Consider the following 16978-nt stretch of genomic DNA (forward strand, 5'->3'; position numbering starts at 1 on the left):
ATTTAAATTAATAATATTCAGAGAGTGCTTTTTTAAGCCTTTCTAGTCCATCTTTTATTTTAATCTCTGAAGCTGCACAAGACATTCTTATACATTCGTCAGCCCCAAAAGCTTTTCCAGGGACAACAACTAATCCATAATCTTGAAGAACTTTATTGCAGAAATCAACAGAAGTAATTGAGGAGTTAGGTAATCTTGGAAATGCGTAAAATGCTCCATTAGGTTCTTCAATATAAATCCCATTTATATTCTTAAGGCCCTCATATAGAAGACTTCTTCTTTGATCATAATGTTTATTTATCATTGAGAAAAACTCATTATTAATTTTTAAAGCCTCTAAAGCACCTTTTTGAACAAAAGAGCAAACATTACTGGTACTTTGACTTTGTAATGCTGAGGATGCTTTGATTACATCTTTGGGACCTACTAAATAACCTATCCTCCAGCCAGTCATGGCCCACCCTTTCGCAAACCCATTTATTATGAAAATTCTATCTTTTAAGTCATTTGCTAGTGTAGATAAACTGTAGTGTTTAAATTCTTTTTTAAGGATTAGTTCGTAAATCTCATCAGAAAGAATATTGATATTTGGATTTTCTCTGGCTATATAAGTAATTTGCAATAATTCTTCCTTTGACATTACTCTTCCAGTAGGGTTATTGGGAGAATTGATAATTATAAATTTGGTTTTTGAAGAGATTTTAGACTTCAAATCATTTATATTTATTTTAAATCCATCTTCAGCAGAAGAATTAGTGAAGATTGGCTTTCCACCAGCCAACCTAACCATCTGGGGATAACTTAACCAGTATGGAGTTGGTATTATAACTTCGTCTCCATCATTTAATAAAACTTGGAAAAGATTATATATTGCTTGTTTAGCTCCATTTGTGACCATTACATTTTCAAATTCAATATTTAAGTTGTTTTGAATTTGAAGTTTATTCGCAATTGCTTTTCGGAGATCTAAATTACCCGCTGCTGGCCCATACTTTGTAAATCCTTCAAATATAGCTTTACTTGTAGCCTCAATAACTTCTTTTGGGGCATTAAAATCAGGCTCTCCAGCACTTAAATTACAAATATCTAGTCCTTCTGCCGCTAATTGATTTGCTTTGGCACTTATCTGCAGTGTCAGTGAGGGCTCAATTGAAAGTGCCCGTTCAGATAAATTAACTTTACTCATTGATTTATAGCTTTTCAAATATGACTTTTAATAATGAAAAATGCATAAATTAAGAATAGGTAAAACTATCACAGAATGGTTAAATTTAGTTCATTTTCTTAATCTATTTTATTTTCATGTTTTGAGTCCTTAAGATAAAAAGTATTTTAAGTTTAATTTTCAGTGAAAAGGTTAGTTATTGGAAGAGGAAGTGTATTTGCAGATTTGTTAATAATTGGTGAAGCACCTGGAGCAAAGGAAGACTTAGAGGGAAAACCTTATGTTGGTAAATCTGGTAAATTATTAAACGAATTATTGATAAAAGCGGGGATTAATTACAAGGAGGATGTTTATTTTTGTAATGTAATTAAATGTCGTCCCCCTAATAATAGAAAACCGACGACCAGAGAAATTAATATTCATAAACCGTGGTTATTACAACAAATAAAACTAGTTGATCCGAAATTTATATTACTTACTGGTTCGACTGCTATGAGAGCTATTTTAGAAGTTAAAGATCCTATAAGTAATTTAAGAGGTCAATGGATTAAAAAAGATGGGAGAGAACTCATGGTCATTTTTCATCCATCTTATTTGTTGAGATTCCCTTCAAAAGAAATCAATAAACCTTATCATCTAACTTTAAAAGACCTAGAGAATGTAAGTGGTAAACTATATGCCTTATAATTTAGTGAATCCTTTTTGAATATCAAGAATTTTAATGTCATTAACTCAACCCAAAGAGGTTAATAGTCTCTCCAAAAGATATTCAACTCATATTGAGAGGAGGATAACTAGAACAGTAATGGTTGGTGATATAGCTATTGGAAGTGATTATCCAGTAAGAGTCCAATCAATGATAAATGAAGATACTATGGATGTCGAAAATGCTTTCTTAGCAATCAAAAGACTTCATGATGTTGGTTGTGAAATAGTAAGATTAACTGTTCCTTCCCTAGCACATGCAAAAGCAGTAGGTGATATAAAAGAAAAATTATTAGAAAATAATATCAACACTCCCTTGGTTGCTGATGTCCATCATAATGGCATGAAAATTGCAATGGAGGTTGCAAAACATGTTGATAAAGTAAGAATCAATCCTGGATTGTTTGTATTTGAGAAAGCAGACCCCACAAGAACCGAATATACAGATGAAGAATTTGAAACTATTAAACAAACAATACTTAAAAGATTTACCCCTTTAGTAGAAGTTTTAAAGGCTGAAAACAAAGCTTTAAGGATTGGAGTTAATCATGGCTCTTTATCTGAGAGAATGCTTTTTACTTATGGAGATACTCCATTGGGAATGACAGAATCTGCGATGGAGTTCGTCAAGATTTGTGATGAGCTTGATTTTCATAATATAATTATTTCTATGAAAGCTTCAAGGGCCCCGGTCATGATGGCAGCTTACAGGATGGTTGCAGATAGGCTTGATTCAGAAGGATATAACTATCCCCTACATTTAGGAGTGACGGAAGCTGGAGATGGTGATTATGGAAGGATTAAAAGTACTGCAGGAATCGGAACGCTTCTGGCAGAGGGATTAGGAGATACCATTAGGGTTTCTTTAACAGAAGCCCCAGAAAAGGAAATTCCAGTATGCTATTCAATTTTGCAATCTTTGGGATTAAGAAAAACGATGGTCGAATATATCAGTTGCCCTAGTTGTGGAAGAACACTTTTCAATCTAGAAGAAGTCGTAGACAAAGTTAGGAATGCTACTTCTCATTTAACTGGATTAGATATAGCAATAATGGGATGTATCGTAAATGGGCCAGGGGAAATGGCAGATGCTGATTATGGTTATGTTGGGAAAGGTAAAGGAACTATTGCCTTATATAGAAGGAAAGAAGAGATAAAAAGAGTTCCTGAAGACGAGGGGGTTAATGCTTTAATCCAACTTATTAAGGATGATGGTAAGTGGATTGATCCTTAAGGATTTGTCAAATTTTGAGATTTTAAATAAATTTTTTTTATAATATAGAAAACAATTAATTCTTTGAAGATAAGAAAATTGCTTAAAAAAACTTTTATAATTTTATTTACGACAACCTTTTCTGGAATGTTTTTTAATAATTTTGCAGAAGCAACAGTTTTAAATAATAGTTATAAAGAAGTGATTGATCATGTTTGGCAAATTATATATAGAGATTTTCTTGATTCAAGTGGTAAATTTCAAAAGTCTAATTGGATTAAGCTAAGAAAAGAATTTTTATCAAAAACATACTCAGACAGTAATGAAGCATATGATGCGATTAGAGATATGCTATCGAATTTAGATGATTCATATACAAGATTTTTAGAACCTAAGGAATTTAATCAAATGAGAATTGATACTTCTGGTGAATTAACTGGAGTTGGTATCCAAATAGTTAAAGATAAAGAATCTGATGATTTAATAATTATTTCTCCTATAGAGGACACACCTGCATTTGATGCTGGAATTAAAGCTAGAGATAAAATATTATCTATAGATAATATTTCTACTGAAGGTATGAATATAGACGATGCCGTGAAATTAATAAGAGGACAAAGAGGTACTAAAGTTAAGCTTGAAATTCTTAGAGGTTCTAAGTCCTTTTTTAAGATTTTATCAAGAGAAAAGATTGAAATAAAATCTGTTTCAAGTAAAGTCAATCAAGCCAAAAACGGTTTATTAATTGGCTACGTAAGAATTAAACAATTTAATGCAAATGCATCAAGAGAGACAAGAGATGCTATTAAGGATTTAGAAACAAAAAAAGTCGCAGGATATGTTATTGACTTAAGAAGTAATCCTGGAGGCTTATTAGAATCAAGCATTGATATCTCTAGACATTTCATTAACAAAGGAGTAATAGTAAGTACTTTAAGTAAAGACGGTTTAAAAGAAACAAAAAGAGGAAACGGTCAAGCTTTAACAAAAAAGCCCTTAGTTGTTTTAGTTAATGAGGGTTCTGCTAGTGCTAGCGAAATAGTTTCCGGGGCAATAAAAGATAACAAAAGAGGAAAATTAGTTGGGAAGAAAACTTTTGGGAAAGGTCTAGTTCAATCCATGAGAACTTTAGTTGATGGTTCAGGGCTAACTGTTACAGTAGCTAAGTATTTAACTCCTAACGGCACTGATATAAATAAATCTGGAATTTTCCCAGACATAGAAGTAAAAATGAATATTAATCCTATTCTTCCAAGACAGATTGGAACTAGAAAAGATAAACAATATAAAGCAGGTGAAAAAGAGCTGATAAATATAATTAAAGTGAGAAATCAGATAAGCCGGTTTAACCCTGCCACTAAAAACCTGAATGCATTCTTAAAAATTAGTAAGGAAAATAAAGTGTTTTCATTAAATTAATCACTCATATCCAACATTCTCTTTATTGGTACATAGGCTTTTCTTCTTATTTCTGGGTCAAGTTCGATAGACGGGGAATTGTTTTTCAAACAATTAAGAATTTTTTCTAAAGTATTTAATTTCATATATGGACACTCGTTACATTTACAACCTTCTATGTCTGGAACTTCAATAAAAATTTTATTGGGTTCTTTCTTTTTCATTTGATGTATTATTCCAGGTTCAGTTAATACCATGTAAGTTTTAGATGTATCTTTGGTGACGAAATCAAGCAGTTTACTGGTTGATCCAATAAAGTCGGAGAGAACTAGTAAATTTTGACTACATTCAGGATGAGCAATAACTTTTGCTCCTGGATTTTGGTATTTTAATTTTAATAGAGCTTCTTCACTAAATGATTCATGAACAATGCAGCTGCCAGGCCATAATTTAAGATTTCTTCCTGAATTTTTTTGTACCCATCTTCCGAGATTCTGATCGGGTGCAAAGATTATCTTTTTATCTTCAGGGATCTTGTTAACTAATGCTACTGCATTACTGCTTGTACATATCAGATCACTTTGAGCTTTTACTTCTGCAGTGCAATTTATGTAACTTACTACAAAGTGGTCTGGATTCTCTTCCCTGAATTTTTGAAATTTATCTGAGGGACAATCGTCAGCTAATGAGCATCCTGCATCTATATCGGGTAATAATACTGTTTTAGTTGGGCTTAGTATTTTTGCAGTTTCGGCCATAAAGTGTACCCCGCAGAAAATTATTATATCTGCATCGTTGTCTGCTGCTTTTCTAGATAGATCTAATGAATCTCCAATAAAATCTGCAATTTCTTGAATCTCTGGAGCTTGATAATAGTGCGCCAGAATAATGGCATTAGCTTTTTTGCAACGCTTTTTTATTTCAGAAATCAAATCTTCTTGGCTTTGAATGGATTTCTGTTTTGCAGTAGAAGTTATACTGGTCAGGATTTAGAATATCTCTAAATAGATTATATGCCTTTAAACAGAAAAAATTCTGACAAATTTAAAAATTGCTATTGTTGGTGACTGTCATGGTCAATGGTCTGAATTAGACTTAAAAGTTTTATCGATTATTAAACCAAATATTGTTTTATTTGTTGGTGATATTTCTGATGGGAGTGTAAAAATAATTAAAAAAATCAATGAGATTAACATCCCTACTTTTGTGATTTTAGGTAATCATGATAGGGGGAAGGATTCTACTGGTGAAATTCTCTCAAAGCAGATACGTGTTCTTGGTGGGAAATATTGCGCATGGGATTTGAAAGTTTTTGAAAATAAAATAAATTTACTATCTGCAAGACCATGTAGTTCTGGTGGTGGTTATTATCTTTCAAAAGAAGTTAAAGGAGTTTATGGGCCTATCACCGAACAAGATTCAATAAATAAAATCATCAAATGTTCAGAAGAGACTATTGAAGATATACCTTTAATAATTATGTCTCATGCTGGCCCTTCTGGTTTAGGTTCACAACCTAACAGTATTTGTGGGAAAGATTGGAAATTACCCTCTTTAGATTGGGGAGATAGAGATTTGTCTTTTGCTATTTCACAAATACAAAAGAAAAGGAAAGTTGATCTTGTAATTTTTGGCCATATGCACAATCGGCTTAAAAGAAATCTTGGTTTAAGAGAGATGTTTAAAATTGATAGTAAAGGAACATTTTATTTCAATACTGCTGTAGTACCAAGATATAAAACTGATGAAGATGGAAAATTATTAATTAACTTTTCATGGATCGAGTTTGAAAAAAAGAAATTAAGACATATTTCTCACCGATGGTATTCAGAGTCTGGTGAAATTTGTGAAGAAGATAAATTTTTTTAAGATTAAATACTTTTGATCAAATTTTAAGTATTTTTGGGTTTTTCATATCTTGAAGAAAATGTTTGAGATAAAATATACCCCGCAATTCCTGCGGCTGTAAAAGCTAAACTATTTTTAAATAAGGGTAACAAATCATTTGTTCTGGATATTATAGGTGCTAAACCAAAAATTCCAAATAACATTCCCCATAAAGGAGAAAGAAGAGCTAAAAATCCAATTGATATGACCTTACCTTCTTTTCTTGGAGCAGAGGCGAAACCAGCGATTAAACCTCCAAGAATAGAGGTACACAAAGTCCATATATATTGCTCTTTAGGTAAGCCTGGCACAACTTGACAGCCTCCTCTCTCAAGACAAATCTTTACTGAATTAATTGCATCTAGTACTGCACCATCTTCACCATGATCTTTTACATAATATTGATTCCCAAATCTTGTTTGAAGTTCAACCCAAAATAATCTTGGCATAAAATTAAAATAAGCCTCTCCGACGTTAAAGTTCAGCAAATTACCTCCTCTAGGATCTGCAACTATTAATAAACTTGTCTCATCTAAATCCCAATAGTCCTTTATTGCGCTACCAGGAGAACTCTCAAACTGAGATAAATATTTAATTTTCCATCCACTTTCAATTTCTAGATTGTTGAGCTTATCCTCTAAAGATTTTTTCTGATTAGGGCTTAATGTTTTAGCTAAATCAATGACGGGTGTTTTTTCCTCTGGTAAGAGATTTGGATTATTTATAGCGAAAACGGGTTTATGTGAAATTAAAATTACTATAGATAGAAATATTCCCAATAAATAGTTAATCTTTGAAGGCATAAATAATTTTTGTCTCTTCATATTTTCGCTGATGAATAGCTTACCCGCGAATAATCCTGATTGGTTAGTAAAAAAAATAACAAAAATGGGTGGGACTATAAGTTTTTATGAATATATGAATTTTGTTTTAAATGATCCTATTAATGGTTATTACGGCAGCGGTAAAGCTGAGTTGGGTGTTCGAGGTGATTTTGTTACATCACCCTCTTTATCAGATGATTTTGCTTTTTTGGTTGGAAAACAAATAGAAGATTGGTTGACTCAGTTCAAAAGTTGTTTCTTATCAAATGAGAAATTAGCTGTAATTGAATTTGGAGCTGGAGATGGAAGCTTTATGAGTGGATTAATTAAATATTTATTAGGAAGTAGTAAGAATTTTTTGGAAGGAGTTTCCTTTGTAATCATTGAACCTAATAAAGGGATGGTAGAAAAACAAAAAAACAAATTGGAGGAATTTTTATACTTAGGTATTGATATTTTATGGAAAGGTTTGGAAGAAATAGAGGAAAATAACATCAATGGAATTGTAATAGCAAATGAGGTTTTAGATGCTTTGCCAGTAGAGAGAATAACCTTTTCAAAAGGAAACTTATTTCGACAAGCAGTATCTATAGACAAAAAATCAGGCAAATTAATTTTTGATAATATGCCAATTACAAGTGAATTGGGAAAAAGTATCGAACTTGCTAAAAATGGATTGGGCATAACTATTCCTCCTAAAGATGCCCTTGAAGGATGGACGACAGAATGGCATGTTGATAACTCAAAATGGTTAAAAGCTCTTTATGGAAAAATCAATAATGGTATTTTATTGATAATTGATTACGCTAAAGAAGCTAAAAAATACTATACCTCTAAGAATTCTGATGGGACGATAGTTTCTTATGAAAATCAAAAAATGATGAATAATGTCCTAGATTCTCCTGGGAATTGCGATTTGACATCTCATGTGTGTATAGAAACTTTAATTAATGATGCTGAGACTCTTGGATTTAATAATGTTGGGATCACTAAACAAGGAGAGGCGTTGTTAGCACTTGGATTAGCAGAGAGACTTTATGGAATTCAGAAAGAATTTAAGGAGGATTTATCTAATGCCCTTTTAAGAAGAGAGGCATTACTGAGACTTGTTGATCCTGTATGTCTTGGTGATTTTAAGTGGTTTGTTTTTAATAAGTTTAAGGAGAAGAAAATGAATATAAATTCAACCTGCTTGCGTTAAGAAAAAAACTTTAAAAATAATGAATCCTTTACGTCATCATATATATCTACTTCACCAATTTTTTTCGGTAAGATGAATCTCATTTTGCCATCACGAACTTTTTTGTCGCCCATAAGTATTGTTAGAACGTCTTCCTTATTTATTCTGGGGATATCGCTAGGAAGATCGTAACTATCCAAAAGATTCCGCTGTCTTTTTAATTCTTCTTTAGACCATAAACCTTTCTCAATTGCTATTTTCCCCGCAATATTCATCCCAATTGATATGGCCTCACCATGTAGAAATTTTCCGTATCCACATAAATTTTCAATAACGTGACCAAAAGAATGACCATAATTCAATATTGCTCTAATACCATTTTCATGTTCGTCTTGAGAAACAATATAAGACTTCGTTTTAATTGAACTATAAATTATTTTAATTAAATATTCATTTTTGAGGTTGATAAGTTCATCTTTGTTCTTTTCAATTTCTAAGTATTCGAAAAGTTCTTTATCTCTTATGACTCCGTATTTTATTACTTCGGCCATGCCCGCACAAAATTCTCTTTTGGGCAAACTTTTTAAAGTTTCTGGGTCAATAAAAACTGCTTTAGGTTGATTGAAAGCTCCAATTAAATTTTTGCCTTTAGGATGATTTACCCCTGTTTTCCCTCCGACGGATGAATCAACCATAGATAATAATGTTGTTGGTATCTGAATATATTCGATACCTCTCAGCCAAGTCGCCGCAGCAAAACCACTTACATCTCCAACAATTCCTCCTCCAAGAGCAATGATTATTGAATTTCTATCTAAACCAAATTCAAATGCAATGTCATATATTTCACTTAAAGTTTTCAAGTTTTTATGTGATTCTCCAGCCTTGATAAGAAATATTTGGGCTTGAAAATTATTATGTTTGAAATGACTTAATAATTTTTCTCCATATAAATTTGATATTTCTTTGTTTGAAATTACAAGTATTTTTCTATTTTTTGTTATTCCAATTTTTAAAAGTTCTTCGCAGATATTATTGAGTATTCCTGCTTCTATAGTTACTTCGTATGACTTATCACCTAATGGAACTAATATCTTTCTATTATGCACAATTAATTACCTAGTTTAAATTTATAAATATTTAGTATTAAATATTTTATATATTAGCAAAATTTAAGCTCTAGATACTTAAAAAATCAGTTGTTAAGAATTAGAAATCGTAATAAAATCATGCTATGAGTTTAAAAAAAAATATAAACATTATTAAGAAAAATTATTCTCTAGGAATAATTGGAGGGGGGCAACTGGCTTTGATGTTAACTGAGGCAGCAAAAAAAAGAGATTTAGAAGTATGTGTTCAAACAAAATCGTTTGATGATCCTGCCGGCTTAAAAGCAGATCATGTCATAGAAGCTGATCCTTTAAAGATAAGGGGTAATAAATCATTAATTAATGAGTGTGAAAAAATAATTTTTGAAAATGAATGGATACAAATTGATAAATTAAATTTAATTGACAATAATGATATTTTCGTCCCAAGCCTTAATGCAATTAAGCCCTTAGTAGATAGGTTTTCTCAAAAAAAATTAATAGATAGTATGAAGATACCCTGTCCAAAATGGATAAGTATTGAAGATTTTAAAAATCTCTCGGATGAGGAAATCAATAATTGGAGCTTCCCTTTAATGGCAAAATCAAATAAAGGTGGATATGACGGTAAAGGGAACAAAAAAATAAAGACAAAAGAAGATTTAGATTCTTTTTTAACAGAGACTAATTCTGATGAATGGTTAATAGAAGAATGGATAGATTATGAAAAAGAACTAGCTCTTGTTGGTTCGAGAGATATAACCGGTAAGATAAGATTCTTTCCAATCATTGAGACATTCCAATCAAACCATGTTTGTGATTGGGTTTTTGCGCCTGCGACAACTGAATATGATTTAAATTTATTTGCAATAAATATTTTCTCTTCAATAGTAAATGAACTTAATTACGTTGGGGTTTTAGCTATTGAATTCTTTTATGGATTAAATGGTCTTTTGATTAATGAAATAGCTCCTAGAACTCATAACTCAGCTCATTTTTCTATTGAAGCTTGTACTTCAAGTCAGTTTGATCAATATATTTGCATTTCTTCTGGGATAATACCACCCGAAATTAAAATGAACTGCGAAGGGGCAATTATGATAAATTTACTGGGATTAAAAAAGAATTTCCCAATTTCAATGGAAACAAGAGTTAAAATGTTATCTGAAATTGAGGGTTCTAATATTCATTGTTATGGCAAATCTCGAGAAATTCTGGGAAGAAAAATGGCTCACATTACATTTTTATTAAATGGTAAAACGCATGCAGAAAGATACGATGAATCACAAGTTTTATTAACTATGGTAAGAGACATTTGGCCATCTCCAAATGTATAAAAAAATAAGTTAGAGTTAAGTTACTGGATCTTTGGTTAAGTTCTTCTTTATGTGCTCTGATCTGACTCTCTTTCGACATGAGGAGACTGTCGTGATGCGGTAGTAAACCGATCTTGTAATCGGAAACGAAAGCCCACTTTGAATCCTCTTCTGGCATTTCCAGGTCGATGCAGCAGAGAACTGACGGGGATCCGGTATTAAGACTTAAACCCATTCTTATAACTGGGTTTTGAGTCTTTCTCTTTTTGATGTAATTGTAGTTATTTTTTTCGTTCTTCTAATTCAGGCTTGGTGAGTATAAATAATTTGTTTACCAAAATACTTGACGACCCATTCCTGATACACTTATATTAATAGTACATACGTATTACTTGGTAATGACTTTAGGAGGAGCTGATGTTTGGACTAATTTTTCTTACGGTTATCGTAATAATTCCCCAAGTGGTTGGTTGCTTAGTCCGGACCGCAGCAGATTAATTTTATTTGTAAGGAATAAAAAATCTCTAAGAAATAGTATGAGAATTTTTGCTCATACATATTATGCTAATGATCTTGGTGAGCCAACGGCAATTAAATCATCAACTCAAATGTATTTGGATGACGCTTGGGATAAATGGCATTACCTTCAATTAGAAGGTTGGACTTTTGAAGAACTTGAATTACCTTAATCATCATGACTAACTTAAATCTAATCAAAAAAAAATCATCAAAACTAGATAAAAATGTATCTATCCAAGACCCATCAAAATTACTAGCAGAATTTTTTAATGGTATTGTTATTGAACTTGATGAAGAATATAAATATGACTCATAAGGAATTGATAGATCAAGTTTCCGCAAATTTATTTAAGCAAAGCGGAAAGTTAGAAAGCAGAAGATCTTGGTTGGCAATGAGAAATTATCTCGAGCAATTGGATAGCGAACAACTTAGAGCCATACTTAAAGACCACGGTTGATTTAAAAACTTTATTTATTAATGATTTATTTGCTTTTTATTCTTTTCGTAATTCTTAGAAAACCGTAAGTTCCAAAACCAATCAAAAACATGTCCAAGTAGATATGCCAAGGAGGAAAAATCTGGTGTATTAGTTCCATTAAATTTTTATTGCCACTTGCCAATAAGGATAATCTAAATTTGATTTTTCTCTTATTAATTGTAATTTTCTCGAATTTATCTTTACTACTATTCCATCTGTTGGATATTTCCTAAAAAGTTTCCCTTCTAGCCATTGGTTTCTATATACTTTGACTTGGCTAGTAAAATTACAATAAATATCCTGAGGGATTGTGAAACCTAGCTTAGAAAGATTCTTTTTGGATTCACATTGGTTGAGTTTTGAATTAAGTATTTGAAATGCACAAAAACTGAGACTTTCAGAAAATCCTTCTCTAGCTCTCAGAAATCCAGAAGCAATTCTTTGGGAAATATCTGGATTTTGGTTGGGTGCGTATAGTTCACCTCTAACTTGAAGAACTCCTCGAATAGGTAGATGGGATGGGATGTCTTCAACTTTTATAAGTTTACTAGTTACGTCAGTTCCTTCTCTTGAAATTGCTTTCTCCAAGGTTCCATCCATATATTGCAAAGCAACAGCGCAACCATCAATTTTTGGTTCAATTAATAACCTGGTATCAGGTAATAACCCTTTCAAAAATTCATCTATTGAATCCTTCTCTAATGAAGGCAAAATTAGTTTATTTTTCTTTTTAAAGTAATCACACTTAGGGTTTGTTCTTAATAAATTCTTTTCAAGTTGGTCAAACTGCTTATCAGTGATTAAAGCATTACCATTTCTATAGTTTTCGTCATACCATTCAATTCGTTCTTCTAAATAAGTCTTCATTTAATACGATGGCTGATGTTTTTGGCTAGGAATCCAACTTGGTTTATCTATAATCCATTTTTCTCTATCTTCAGATTTAACAGTCCACAAAAGAAATGAAGAAATCTGATCTAATGATATGCCAATCATATATCTTGTTTTTGGACTTATAGATATAAATACAAATAATAATATTAAGAAAATTAGTTTGAACACAAGCTTAATCATTCAAAAACTCAGCATAATTTTTGTAAATTGTTTAATTTATGCAATTCTTATAACCTTCAATCTTGGCTAGTTCTTCAACTTTTAAACCTGTTTCTTCTAATAAGGTTTCTCCGATATCCTCTTTATTAAATTTAGTTAATGCGCCTTTATTAGAGTGCTTAATGCATTGGTTTTTATAGCTTGCTTCTTTTACAACAGGAGATAAATAAAAACCAAATAAGACGAGAAAAGCTCCATAGGTTACAACTTTTCTATGGTTTTTCCACCAGTCATAAAATTTATTGGACACGAGAAATAACTAACTAACTAACTTCTATTTTAAATTGACTGTCAACAAAATACTTTAATATTTGAAGGACTATTTAATTTATTGTTGTTTATTAATGAATCTATCCCATGAATAATACCTTGATTCTCTAATCCTTTTTTCTTTAGAGACTAATCTATCTGCTGATTCTGAGGGTGATTCTCATTATTCAACTTTTGTTGTAATAGAAATGTCAAAACCTTTTGCTTTGATTATGGCTATGAAGCCTTGTAAATAAATAGAAGAAAGAACCTTTATTCCATCCTAATTAGAAGGGATTCCGATACATATTTTTTATTGGTTTATTATTTAATGATATTTTCTTCTTGAAGATTTTACTTTTATAAACTATCCATAAGTAAGATGTTAAATCCGCTTATTTCTGGAAAGGAATTTTTGTTTTTAAATAATTCCCAAGAAAGAATACTTGACGTCGGCGAATAGTACATATATATTAATAGTACAAGAGTATTATCCTCATGGCATCAGGAGTGGCTAATGTTTGGACTAATTTTTATCGTGGCAGTCTTATTGACCCCCCAACTGGCTGGTTGTTTAACCAAAAAAGTGGTTTATTAATTTTTTTTGAGAGTCATAAGAAATCTGTATCTAATAATTTAAAGGTATATACTCATCTTTTCTATGCAAATGAATTAGGTGAACCAGCCCAACTTAAAAATTCAAGACTTCATTCTATTGAGTGTGCTTATGAAACATGGAATGAATTAATTTCAGGGGGTTGGAAAATTGTTACTAATAAATTCCAGTAATCATGATTAAGCTAAATCCGTAAAAATGGGAATATCTACAAGAATCAATTTTAAAACGAAAACGTATACCTCATTCTGATCATTTACTTAAAGGTTTTGAGTATTGGCAAAAATATAGGACTATATTTTCTCATGAAGCATCTTAATTATTCTCTAATTAATTTTTTTTAAATAGAGATATTTAATTTTGTAAATAAAGCATTATTTTATACAACTTAAGAAATTTTTTTTAAGTAACTTGTCAATTATGATTCAATTTTACTTTTCCATATTTCTATTAATTGTGCTTACTTTTTTTGCACTTTTGTTAGATGCAACAGAATTGTCTTATTTAATTCAAACATTTTAGGAATCGATAAATTAGTTTTCCATTATTTTTTAATTACCCAAACTTTTTTAAAATTATAAAAAATAAAATCAATTTTATAGATTAAATAATAAAATCAGCATTTTTACTGATTTACTTTATTTCTAAGTAAGGCGTAAGTTTAATTTGTTGAATCGGAGGGATCTAATGATTGACAGTCCACCAGAGGAGTTAGATTATAAAATTTAAATCTAAATAAAACTAATGCTAAGTCAGGAATGTATCTCTTATCGGAGATTCATTCCTTTTTGATTTTTCAAAAAGATCTTAAATTATGCATATTAAATTTTAAAGTATAAAATATATTCTTATTTAACTAATGTGTTTGCAAGGGTAATTTTAGATAGTTACTAACTCTACCTGAATCCAAAACCAGTTTTTTGTGATTTCTTTTCTTCTCATTAGTTCATAATTAGTTTTAAAAACTTTTAACTTATAAATTCCTAGCATCAGTATCTTTTGAAGATTTGTACAGATATTTTTTATTTCTTCAAAGACATAATATATTAATATTGTTTTTAATCTGGATTAGCCAAAGAATTTTAAAAAGCTCCGTTACAGTTAAATCCACTGCAGTTAATAACTCTGATAATATTCATTATTAAATTATGGAATTTTTCATCATAGAAAAATCCCCAGGTCGTAAATATCGCAAAACAAGAGATAGCAAAAGCAATATATTGTAGCCAATGTATTCCATTGCTGTCTAATCCATTTTTATCAAAGTCAGAATTACTCAATTACTATTTTTCTAAATAATAAAAAATTTTTTTTAAAAAGGAGAGTTTTTCTAACGAGAGAATAAATTTTAGTAAATTATTAAATATATTTATCGCTTAAATAAACCCAGGAATTATCCATCCAAAAAATCCGTAGTTTATTATTAAGACTAAAAAACCAATCATTGCTAATCTACCATTTGTCATTTCAGCATTTTTCCAATATTTACCTATATAGTTTTTAATCTTTTTTGAATTTATATCTATCAAATAATTTGGTTCTAAAGGTTCCTCTAACCTTTTGATTGTATATAAAGAGAATTGGATTGTAATTGCAATGATTACAATGATAAAACTAGTAAGAGCATCCATTTTTATATTTCATCTGTGATCAATTAATAAGGATAAGAGTAAATGACATTATGTATGTATAAGAAATTTCCTTATATCTGCTTTTAGGCAAAGGATAACTAAACTTATATTAATAAATGTAACATAGTTTTAAAAAAAATCGTATTAATTTATACTTTCTTTGGATTTCAAATTAATAAAAAAACTTAAGTGTTACGTTTATGTGTTGTCGTTATCAAAGTAGCTAGCTTAATGAAATTACAGTATTCAGCAGTTATTTTTGTATAGGAATATATTTTTAATGAATATTGATTTGCGAATTAAAGCTTTAAACCTAAATACAATCACTTTTTTTTGATTTCGGGAAGATAAAATTTATTACCTAATGTATAGCCTATTGAAATAAGAACAATACCTATAAGTTGGGGTAAATGAGAATTTGCAAGAGAGATCTTTTCAATCATTTCTCGATCGGTAAAAGATCATAATAATAAATTTTTTTTTGTTCTGTAAATTTATGTTTATTTTGATTCTTTAATCTCACCTGACTTTTTTAGTGAATTAACAAGTCTTTCGTTTTCCGTTTTTAGATTTTCTAATGCAGATTTTGTAAATTGCTCTTTAGCCTCGAATTTTGGTGAACTTATAACTCTTTTATTAGGAAGTTTTTTCTTCGGTTCTGGCTTCATATTTAATAGCTTTTTAAAAATATTAGAAGATATTTTTTTTGTATGAAGTATGAATTTTTACAGTTTTCTGGTTAATAATATTTGTTTACATAAATAAATTAATCTTTATCTTTTGGGAGCCTTAACCAACCTGTATTCCATTCGGATTTTAGTTCTGACCATGAGATCCTTTTAATATCTTTATTATTTTTGGTAGGGAAAATATCAACCCATCTTTTTTCATTTTTACCACCATAAGTTTTAACTTGAAAATGTCGATTACCATTTATCGTCTTTGGTGCGGTCCAACAAAGAGTGGGAGGCCATTTCATAAAAAAAATTTAGATGAGTTGAAAAAAACTAGAGATTGCTTTGCCCAGTCAAGACTAAACCATAATATGCAATCGTCCCAAGAATTAGAACTATCGCTAGTATTCTAATAATCATTTTTTTTATTATTTTAATTTTTGATTATATTAAATAATTTTATTAAAAAAAATCACTTCAAATATTTGTTTATTTAGTTTAATCTTTGACAATATTTTTTTTTCTAACTAGTGAGTGGAATGATTTTGGATTACATTCATTTTGAATGTTCCCATTGAATTCATAAATAAAAGAATCGGGACACCCAATTTCTTTTTGAAGTTCTGAAAGCTCTTCTTTAATGCCTTGATATGCAATAGTTCTTATCCCGAAATTTTCCACTTGGATGGGAGTACATTTTTTATTATCCATTGTTTGAAGGTTTTAATTGTTTTCCACAATATCGTAATAAGTTATATCTCCATAGTCAGTATCTGAACAACATAAATCACCATATAATTCGTCTAGCAAATCGTATGCGTCTGAATATTTATCAAAGCTTTGAGAAGTTAATTTGTCATCTTTGCCGTCTACTCTAATTATTTTGTAGAACATAGTAAATTTAGGTGAAAAAGGATTTTT

23 protein-coding genes and 1 other RNA gene are annotated in these 16978 nt (G+C 30.4%); 11 read left to right on the forward strand and 13 right to left on the reverse strand.

The features are described 5' to 3' along the window. Positions 1 to 7: 7 nt before the first annotated feature. Positions 8 to 1186, reverse strand: a complete 1179-nt coding sequence (locus tag HA143_RS03760; RefSeq protein ID WP_209083293.1) for a pyridoxal phosphate-dependent aminotransferase — start codon at positions 1184 to 1186, stop codon at positions 8 to 10. Between the two features lie 162 nt (positions 1187 to 1348). Between HA143_RS03760 and HA143_RS03765 the strand changes: the two genes are divergently transcribed. The 3 genes from HA143_RS03765 (at position 1349) to HA143_RS03775 (ending at position 4502) form a co-directional block, all read left to right on the forward strand. Then, entirely contained in the window at positions 1349 to 1852 is a 504-nt protein-coding gene (locus HA143_RS03765) for a uracil-DNA glycosylase (RefSeq protein ID WP_209083294.1), read from the forward strand. Between the two features lie 34 nt (positions 1853 to 1886). Further along, positions 1887 to 3104 carry a (E)-4-hydroxy-3-methylbut-2-enyl-diphosphate synthase gene (gene ispG / locus HA143_RS03770; RefSeq protein WP_209083295.1) on the forward strand — a complete coding sequence of 406 codons (1218 nt, stop codon included), beginning with the start codon at positions 1887 to 1889 and terminating at the stop codon, positions 3102 to 3104. Positions 3105 to 3167: 63 nt separating this feature from the next. Continuing rightward, positions 3168 to 4502: a S41 family peptidase gene (locus tag HA143_RS03775; protein ID WP_209083296.1), complete on the forward strand. Its 1335-nt coding sequence runs from the start codon at positions 3168 to 3170 to the stop codon at positions 4500 to 4502. Here the strand turns inward: HA143_RS03775 and nadA are convergent. After that, positions 4499 to 5467 (reverse strand): quinolinate synthase NadA, encoded by a 969-nt coding sequence (nadA, locus tag HA143_RS03780; RefSeq protein ID WP_257469940.1) that lies wholly within the window; start codon positions 5465 to 5467, stop codon positions 4499 to 4501. The two genes, HA143_RS03775 and nadA, sit on opposite strands and share 4 nt — an antisense overlap. A 70-nt stretch (positions 5468 to 5537) precedes the next feature. Between nadA and HA143_RS03785 the strand changes: the two genes are divergently transcribed. Next, positions 5538 to 6350, forward strand: coding sequence for a TIGR04168 family protein (locus HA143_RS03785; protein WP_209084450.1), 813 nt, complete (start codon positions 5538 to 5540; stop codon positions 6348 to 6350). A gap of 23 nt (positions 6351 to 6373) precedes the next feature. Here the strand turns inward: HA143_RS03785 and HA143_RS03790 are convergent, their stop codons facing one another. Beyond that, on the reverse strand, positions 6374 to 7171 hold the full coding sequence (locus HA143_RS03790) for a TPM domain-containing protein (protein WP_209084459.1): 798 nt from the start codon (positions 7169 to 7171) through the stop codon (positions 6374 to 6376). A gap of 31 nt (positions 7172 to 7202) precedes the next feature. On the opposite strand from HA143_RS03790, the gene HA143_RS03795 reads away from it, so the two are divergent. Continuing rightward, on the forward strand, positions 7203 to 8393 hold the full coding sequence (locus tag HA143_RS03795) for an SAM-dependent methyltransferase (RefSeq protein ID WP_209083297.1): 1191 nt from the start codon (positions 7203 to 7205) through the stop codon (positions 8391 to 8393). Here the strand turns inward: HA143_RS03795 and aroB are convergent. After that, entirely contained in the window at positions 8390 to 9481 is a 1092-nt protein-coding gene (gene aroB, locus HA143_RS03800) for a 3-dehydroquinate synthase (protein ID WP_209083298.1), read from the reverse strand. The genes HA143_RS03795 and aroB overlap by 4 nt on opposite strands. A 125-nt stretch (positions 9482 to 9606) precedes the next feature. Here aroB and HA143_RS03805 point away from each other — a divergent pair, with 125 nt between their 5' ends. The 5 genes from HA143_RS03805 (at position 9607) to HA143_RS03825 (ending at position 11753) form a co-directional block, all read left to right on the forward strand. Further along, a complete protein-coding gene (locus HA143_RS03805; protein ID WP_209083299.1) occupies positions 9607 to 10797 on the forward strand; it encodes a 5-(carboxyamino)imidazole ribonucleotide synthase in 1191 nt (396 codons plus the stop codon). 17 nt (positions 10798 to 10814) lie between these two features. Continuing rightward, a non-coding RNA gene (gene ssrS, locus HA143_RS03810) (6S RNA) lies at positions 10815 to 10999 on the forward strand. Between the two features lie 175 nt (positions 11000 to 11174). Beyond that, positions 11175 to 11465 carry a DUF1651 domain-containing protein gene (locus HA143_RS03815; protein ID WP_209083300.1) on the forward strand — a complete coding sequence of 97 codons (291 nt, stop codon included), beginning with the start codon at positions 11175 to 11177 and terminating at the stop codon, positions 11463 to 11465. Positions 11466 to 11470: 5 nt separating this feature from the next. Further along, entirely contained in the window at positions 11471 to 11611 is a 141-nt protein-coding gene (locus HA143_RS03820) for a hypothetical protein (protein WP_209083301.1), read from the forward strand. Beyond that, positions 11601 to 11753 carry a hypothetical protein gene (locus HA143_RS03825; protein ID WP_209083302.1) on the forward strand — a complete coding sequence of 51 codons (153 nt, stop codon included), beginning with the start codon at positions 11601 to 11603 and terminating at the stop codon, positions 11751 to 11753. The genes HA143_RS03820 and HA143_RS03825 overlap by 11 nt, the downstream gene beginning before the upstream one ends. A gap of 138 nt (positions 11754 to 11891) precedes the next feature. Here the strand turns inward: HA143_RS03825 and HA143_RS03830 are convergent, their stop codons facing one another. Genes HA143_RS03830 through HA143_RS03840 form a run of 3 tightly spaced genes read right to left on the reverse strand, consistent with a single transcriptional unit; the run spans position 11892 to position 13137 of the window. Further along, positions 11892 to 12641, reverse strand: a complete 750-nt coding sequence (locus HA143_RS03830; protein ID WP_209083303.1) for an NAD-dependent DNA ligase — start codon at positions 12639 to 12641, stop codon at positions 11892 to 11894. Then, positions 12642 to 12848, reverse strand: a complete 207-nt coding sequence (locus HA143_RS03835; protein WP_209083304.1) for a hypothetical protein — start codon at positions 12846 to 12848, stop codon at positions 12642 to 12644. 31 nt (positions 12849 to 12879) lie between these two features. After that, positions 12880 to 13137, reverse strand: coding sequence for a Notch domain-containing protein (locus HA143_RS03840; protein ID WP_209083305.1), 258 nt, complete (start codon positions 13135 to 13137; stop codon positions 12880 to 12882). 497 nt (positions 13138 to 13634) lie between these two features. Between HA143_RS03840 and HA143_RS03845 the strand changes: the two genes are divergently transcribed. Beyond that, positions 13635 to 13925, forward strand: coding sequence for a DUF1651 domain-containing protein (locus tag HA143_RS03845; protein WP_209083306.1), 291 nt, complete (start codon positions 13635 to 13637; stop codon positions 13923 to 13925). Between the two features lie 909 nt (positions 13926 to 14834). On the opposite strand, the gene HA143_RS03850 is transcribed toward HA143_RS03845, so the two are convergent. From HA143_RS03850 to HA143_RS03875, 6 genes are all read right to left on the reverse strand, one after another. Next, positions 14835 to 15032 (reverse strand): hypothetical protein, encoded by a 198-nt coding sequence (locus HA143_RS03850; protein ID WP_209083307.1) that lies wholly within the window; start codon positions 15030 to 15032, stop codon positions 14835 to 14837. 96 nt (positions 15033 to 15128) lie between these two features. Beyond that, complete coding sequence (locus HA143_RS03855) at positions 15129 to 15383, reverse strand: chlorophyll a/b-binding protein (RefSeq protein ID WP_209083309.1); 255 nt, start codon at positions 15381 to 15383, stop codon at positions 15129 to 15131. Between the two features lie 500 nt (positions 15384 to 15883). Further along, positions 15884 to 16051, reverse strand: a complete 168-nt coding sequence (locus tag HA143_RS03860; protein WP_209083311.1) for a hypothetical protein — start codon at positions 16049 to 16051, stop codon at positions 15884 to 15886. Positions 16052 to 16149: 98 nt separating this feature from the next. Further along, complete coding sequence (locus HA143_RS03865; RefSeq protein WP_209083313.1) at positions 16150 to 16362, reverse strand: TIGR02450 family Trp-rich protein; 213 nt, start codon at positions 16360 to 16362, stop codon at positions 16150 to 16152. Positions 16363 to 16555: 193 nt separating this feature from the next. Continuing rightward, the gene (locus tag HA143_RS03870; RefSeq protein WP_209083314.1) at positions 16556 to 16768 is read right to left on the reverse strand and encodes a hypothetical protein; all 213 of its coding nucleotides are present in this window, start codon (positions 16766 to 16768) and stop codon (positions 16556 to 16558) included. A 12-nt stretch (positions 16769 to 16780) separates the two neighbouring features. Next, entirely contained in the window at positions 16781 to 16951 is a 171-nt protein-coding gene (locus tag HA143_RS03875) for a hypothetical protein (RefSeq protein WP_209083315.1), read from the reverse strand. Positions 16952 to 16978 lie beyond the last annotated feature (27 nt).

This window comes from Prochlorococcus marinus CUG1415 (genome assembly GCF_017696015.1).
Classification (GTDB): Bacteria; Cyanobacteriota; Cyanobacteriia; order PCC-6307; family Cyanobiaceae; genus Prochlorococcus_A; species Prochlorococcus_A marinus_AE.

Coding starts and splice junctions, on each gene's coding strand:
- HA143_RS03835 (WP_209083304.1), bottom strand. CDS start 12,848: ATGATTAAGCTTGTGTTCAAACTAATTTTCTTAATATTATTATTTGTA.
- HA143_RS03805 (WP_209083299.1), top strand. CDS start 9,607: ATGAGTTTAAAAAAAAATATAAACATTATTAAGAAAAATTATTCTCTA.
- HA143_RS03790 (WP_209084459.1), bottom strand. CDS start 7,171: ATGCCTTCAAAGATTAACTATTTATTGGGAATATTTCTATCTATAGTA.
- HA143_RS03820 (WP_209083301.1), top strand. CDS start 11,471: ATGACTAACTTAAATCTAATCAAAAAAAAATCATCAAAACTAGATAAA.
- HA143_RS03875 (WP_209083315.1), bottom strand. CDS start 16,951: ATGTTCTACAAAATAATTAGAGTAGACGGCAAAGATGACAAATTAACT.
- HA143_RS03860 (WP_209083311.1), bottom strand. CDS start 16,051: ATGAAGCCAGAACCGAAGAAAAAACTTCCTAATAAAAGAGTTATAAGT.
- HA143_RS03825 (WP_209083302.1), top strand. CDS start 11,601: ATGACTCATAAGGAATTGATAGATCAAGTTTCCGCAAATTTATTTAAG.
- HA143_RS03760 (WP_209083293.1), bottom strand. CDS start 1,186: ATGAGTAAAGTTAATTTATCTGAACGGGCACTTTCAATTGAGCCCTCA.
- HA143_RS03830 (WP_209083303.1), bottom strand. CDS start 12,641: ATGAAGACTTATTTAGAAGAACGAATTGAATGGTATGACGAAAACTAT.
- HA143_RS03865 (WP_209083313.1), bottom strand. CDS start 16,362: ATGAAATGGCCTCCCACTCTTTGTTGGACCGCACCAAAGACGATAAAT.
- HA143_RS03815 (WP_209083300.1), top strand. CDS start 11,175: ATGACTTTAGGAGGAGCTGATGTTTGGACTAATTTTTCTTACGGTTAT.
- HA143_RS03870 (WP_209083314.1), bottom strand. CDS start 16,768: ATGGATAATAAAAAATGTACTCCCATCCAAGTGGAAAATTTCGGGATA.
- HA143_RS03845 (WP_209083306.1), top strand. CDS start 13,635: ATGGCATCAGGAGTGGCTAATGTTTGGACTAATTTTTATCGTGGCAGT.
- ispG (WP_209083295.1), top strand. CDS start 1,887: ATGTCATTAACTCAACCCAAAGAGGTTAATAGTCTCTCCAAAAGATAT.
- HA143_RS03795 (WP_209083297.1), top strand. CDS start 7,203: ATGAATAGCTTACCCGCGAATAATCCTGATTGGTTAGTAAAAAAAATA.
- HA143_RS03855 (WP_209083309.1), bottom strand. CDS start 15,383: ATGGATGCTCTTACTAGTTTTATCATTGTAATCATTGCAATTACAATC.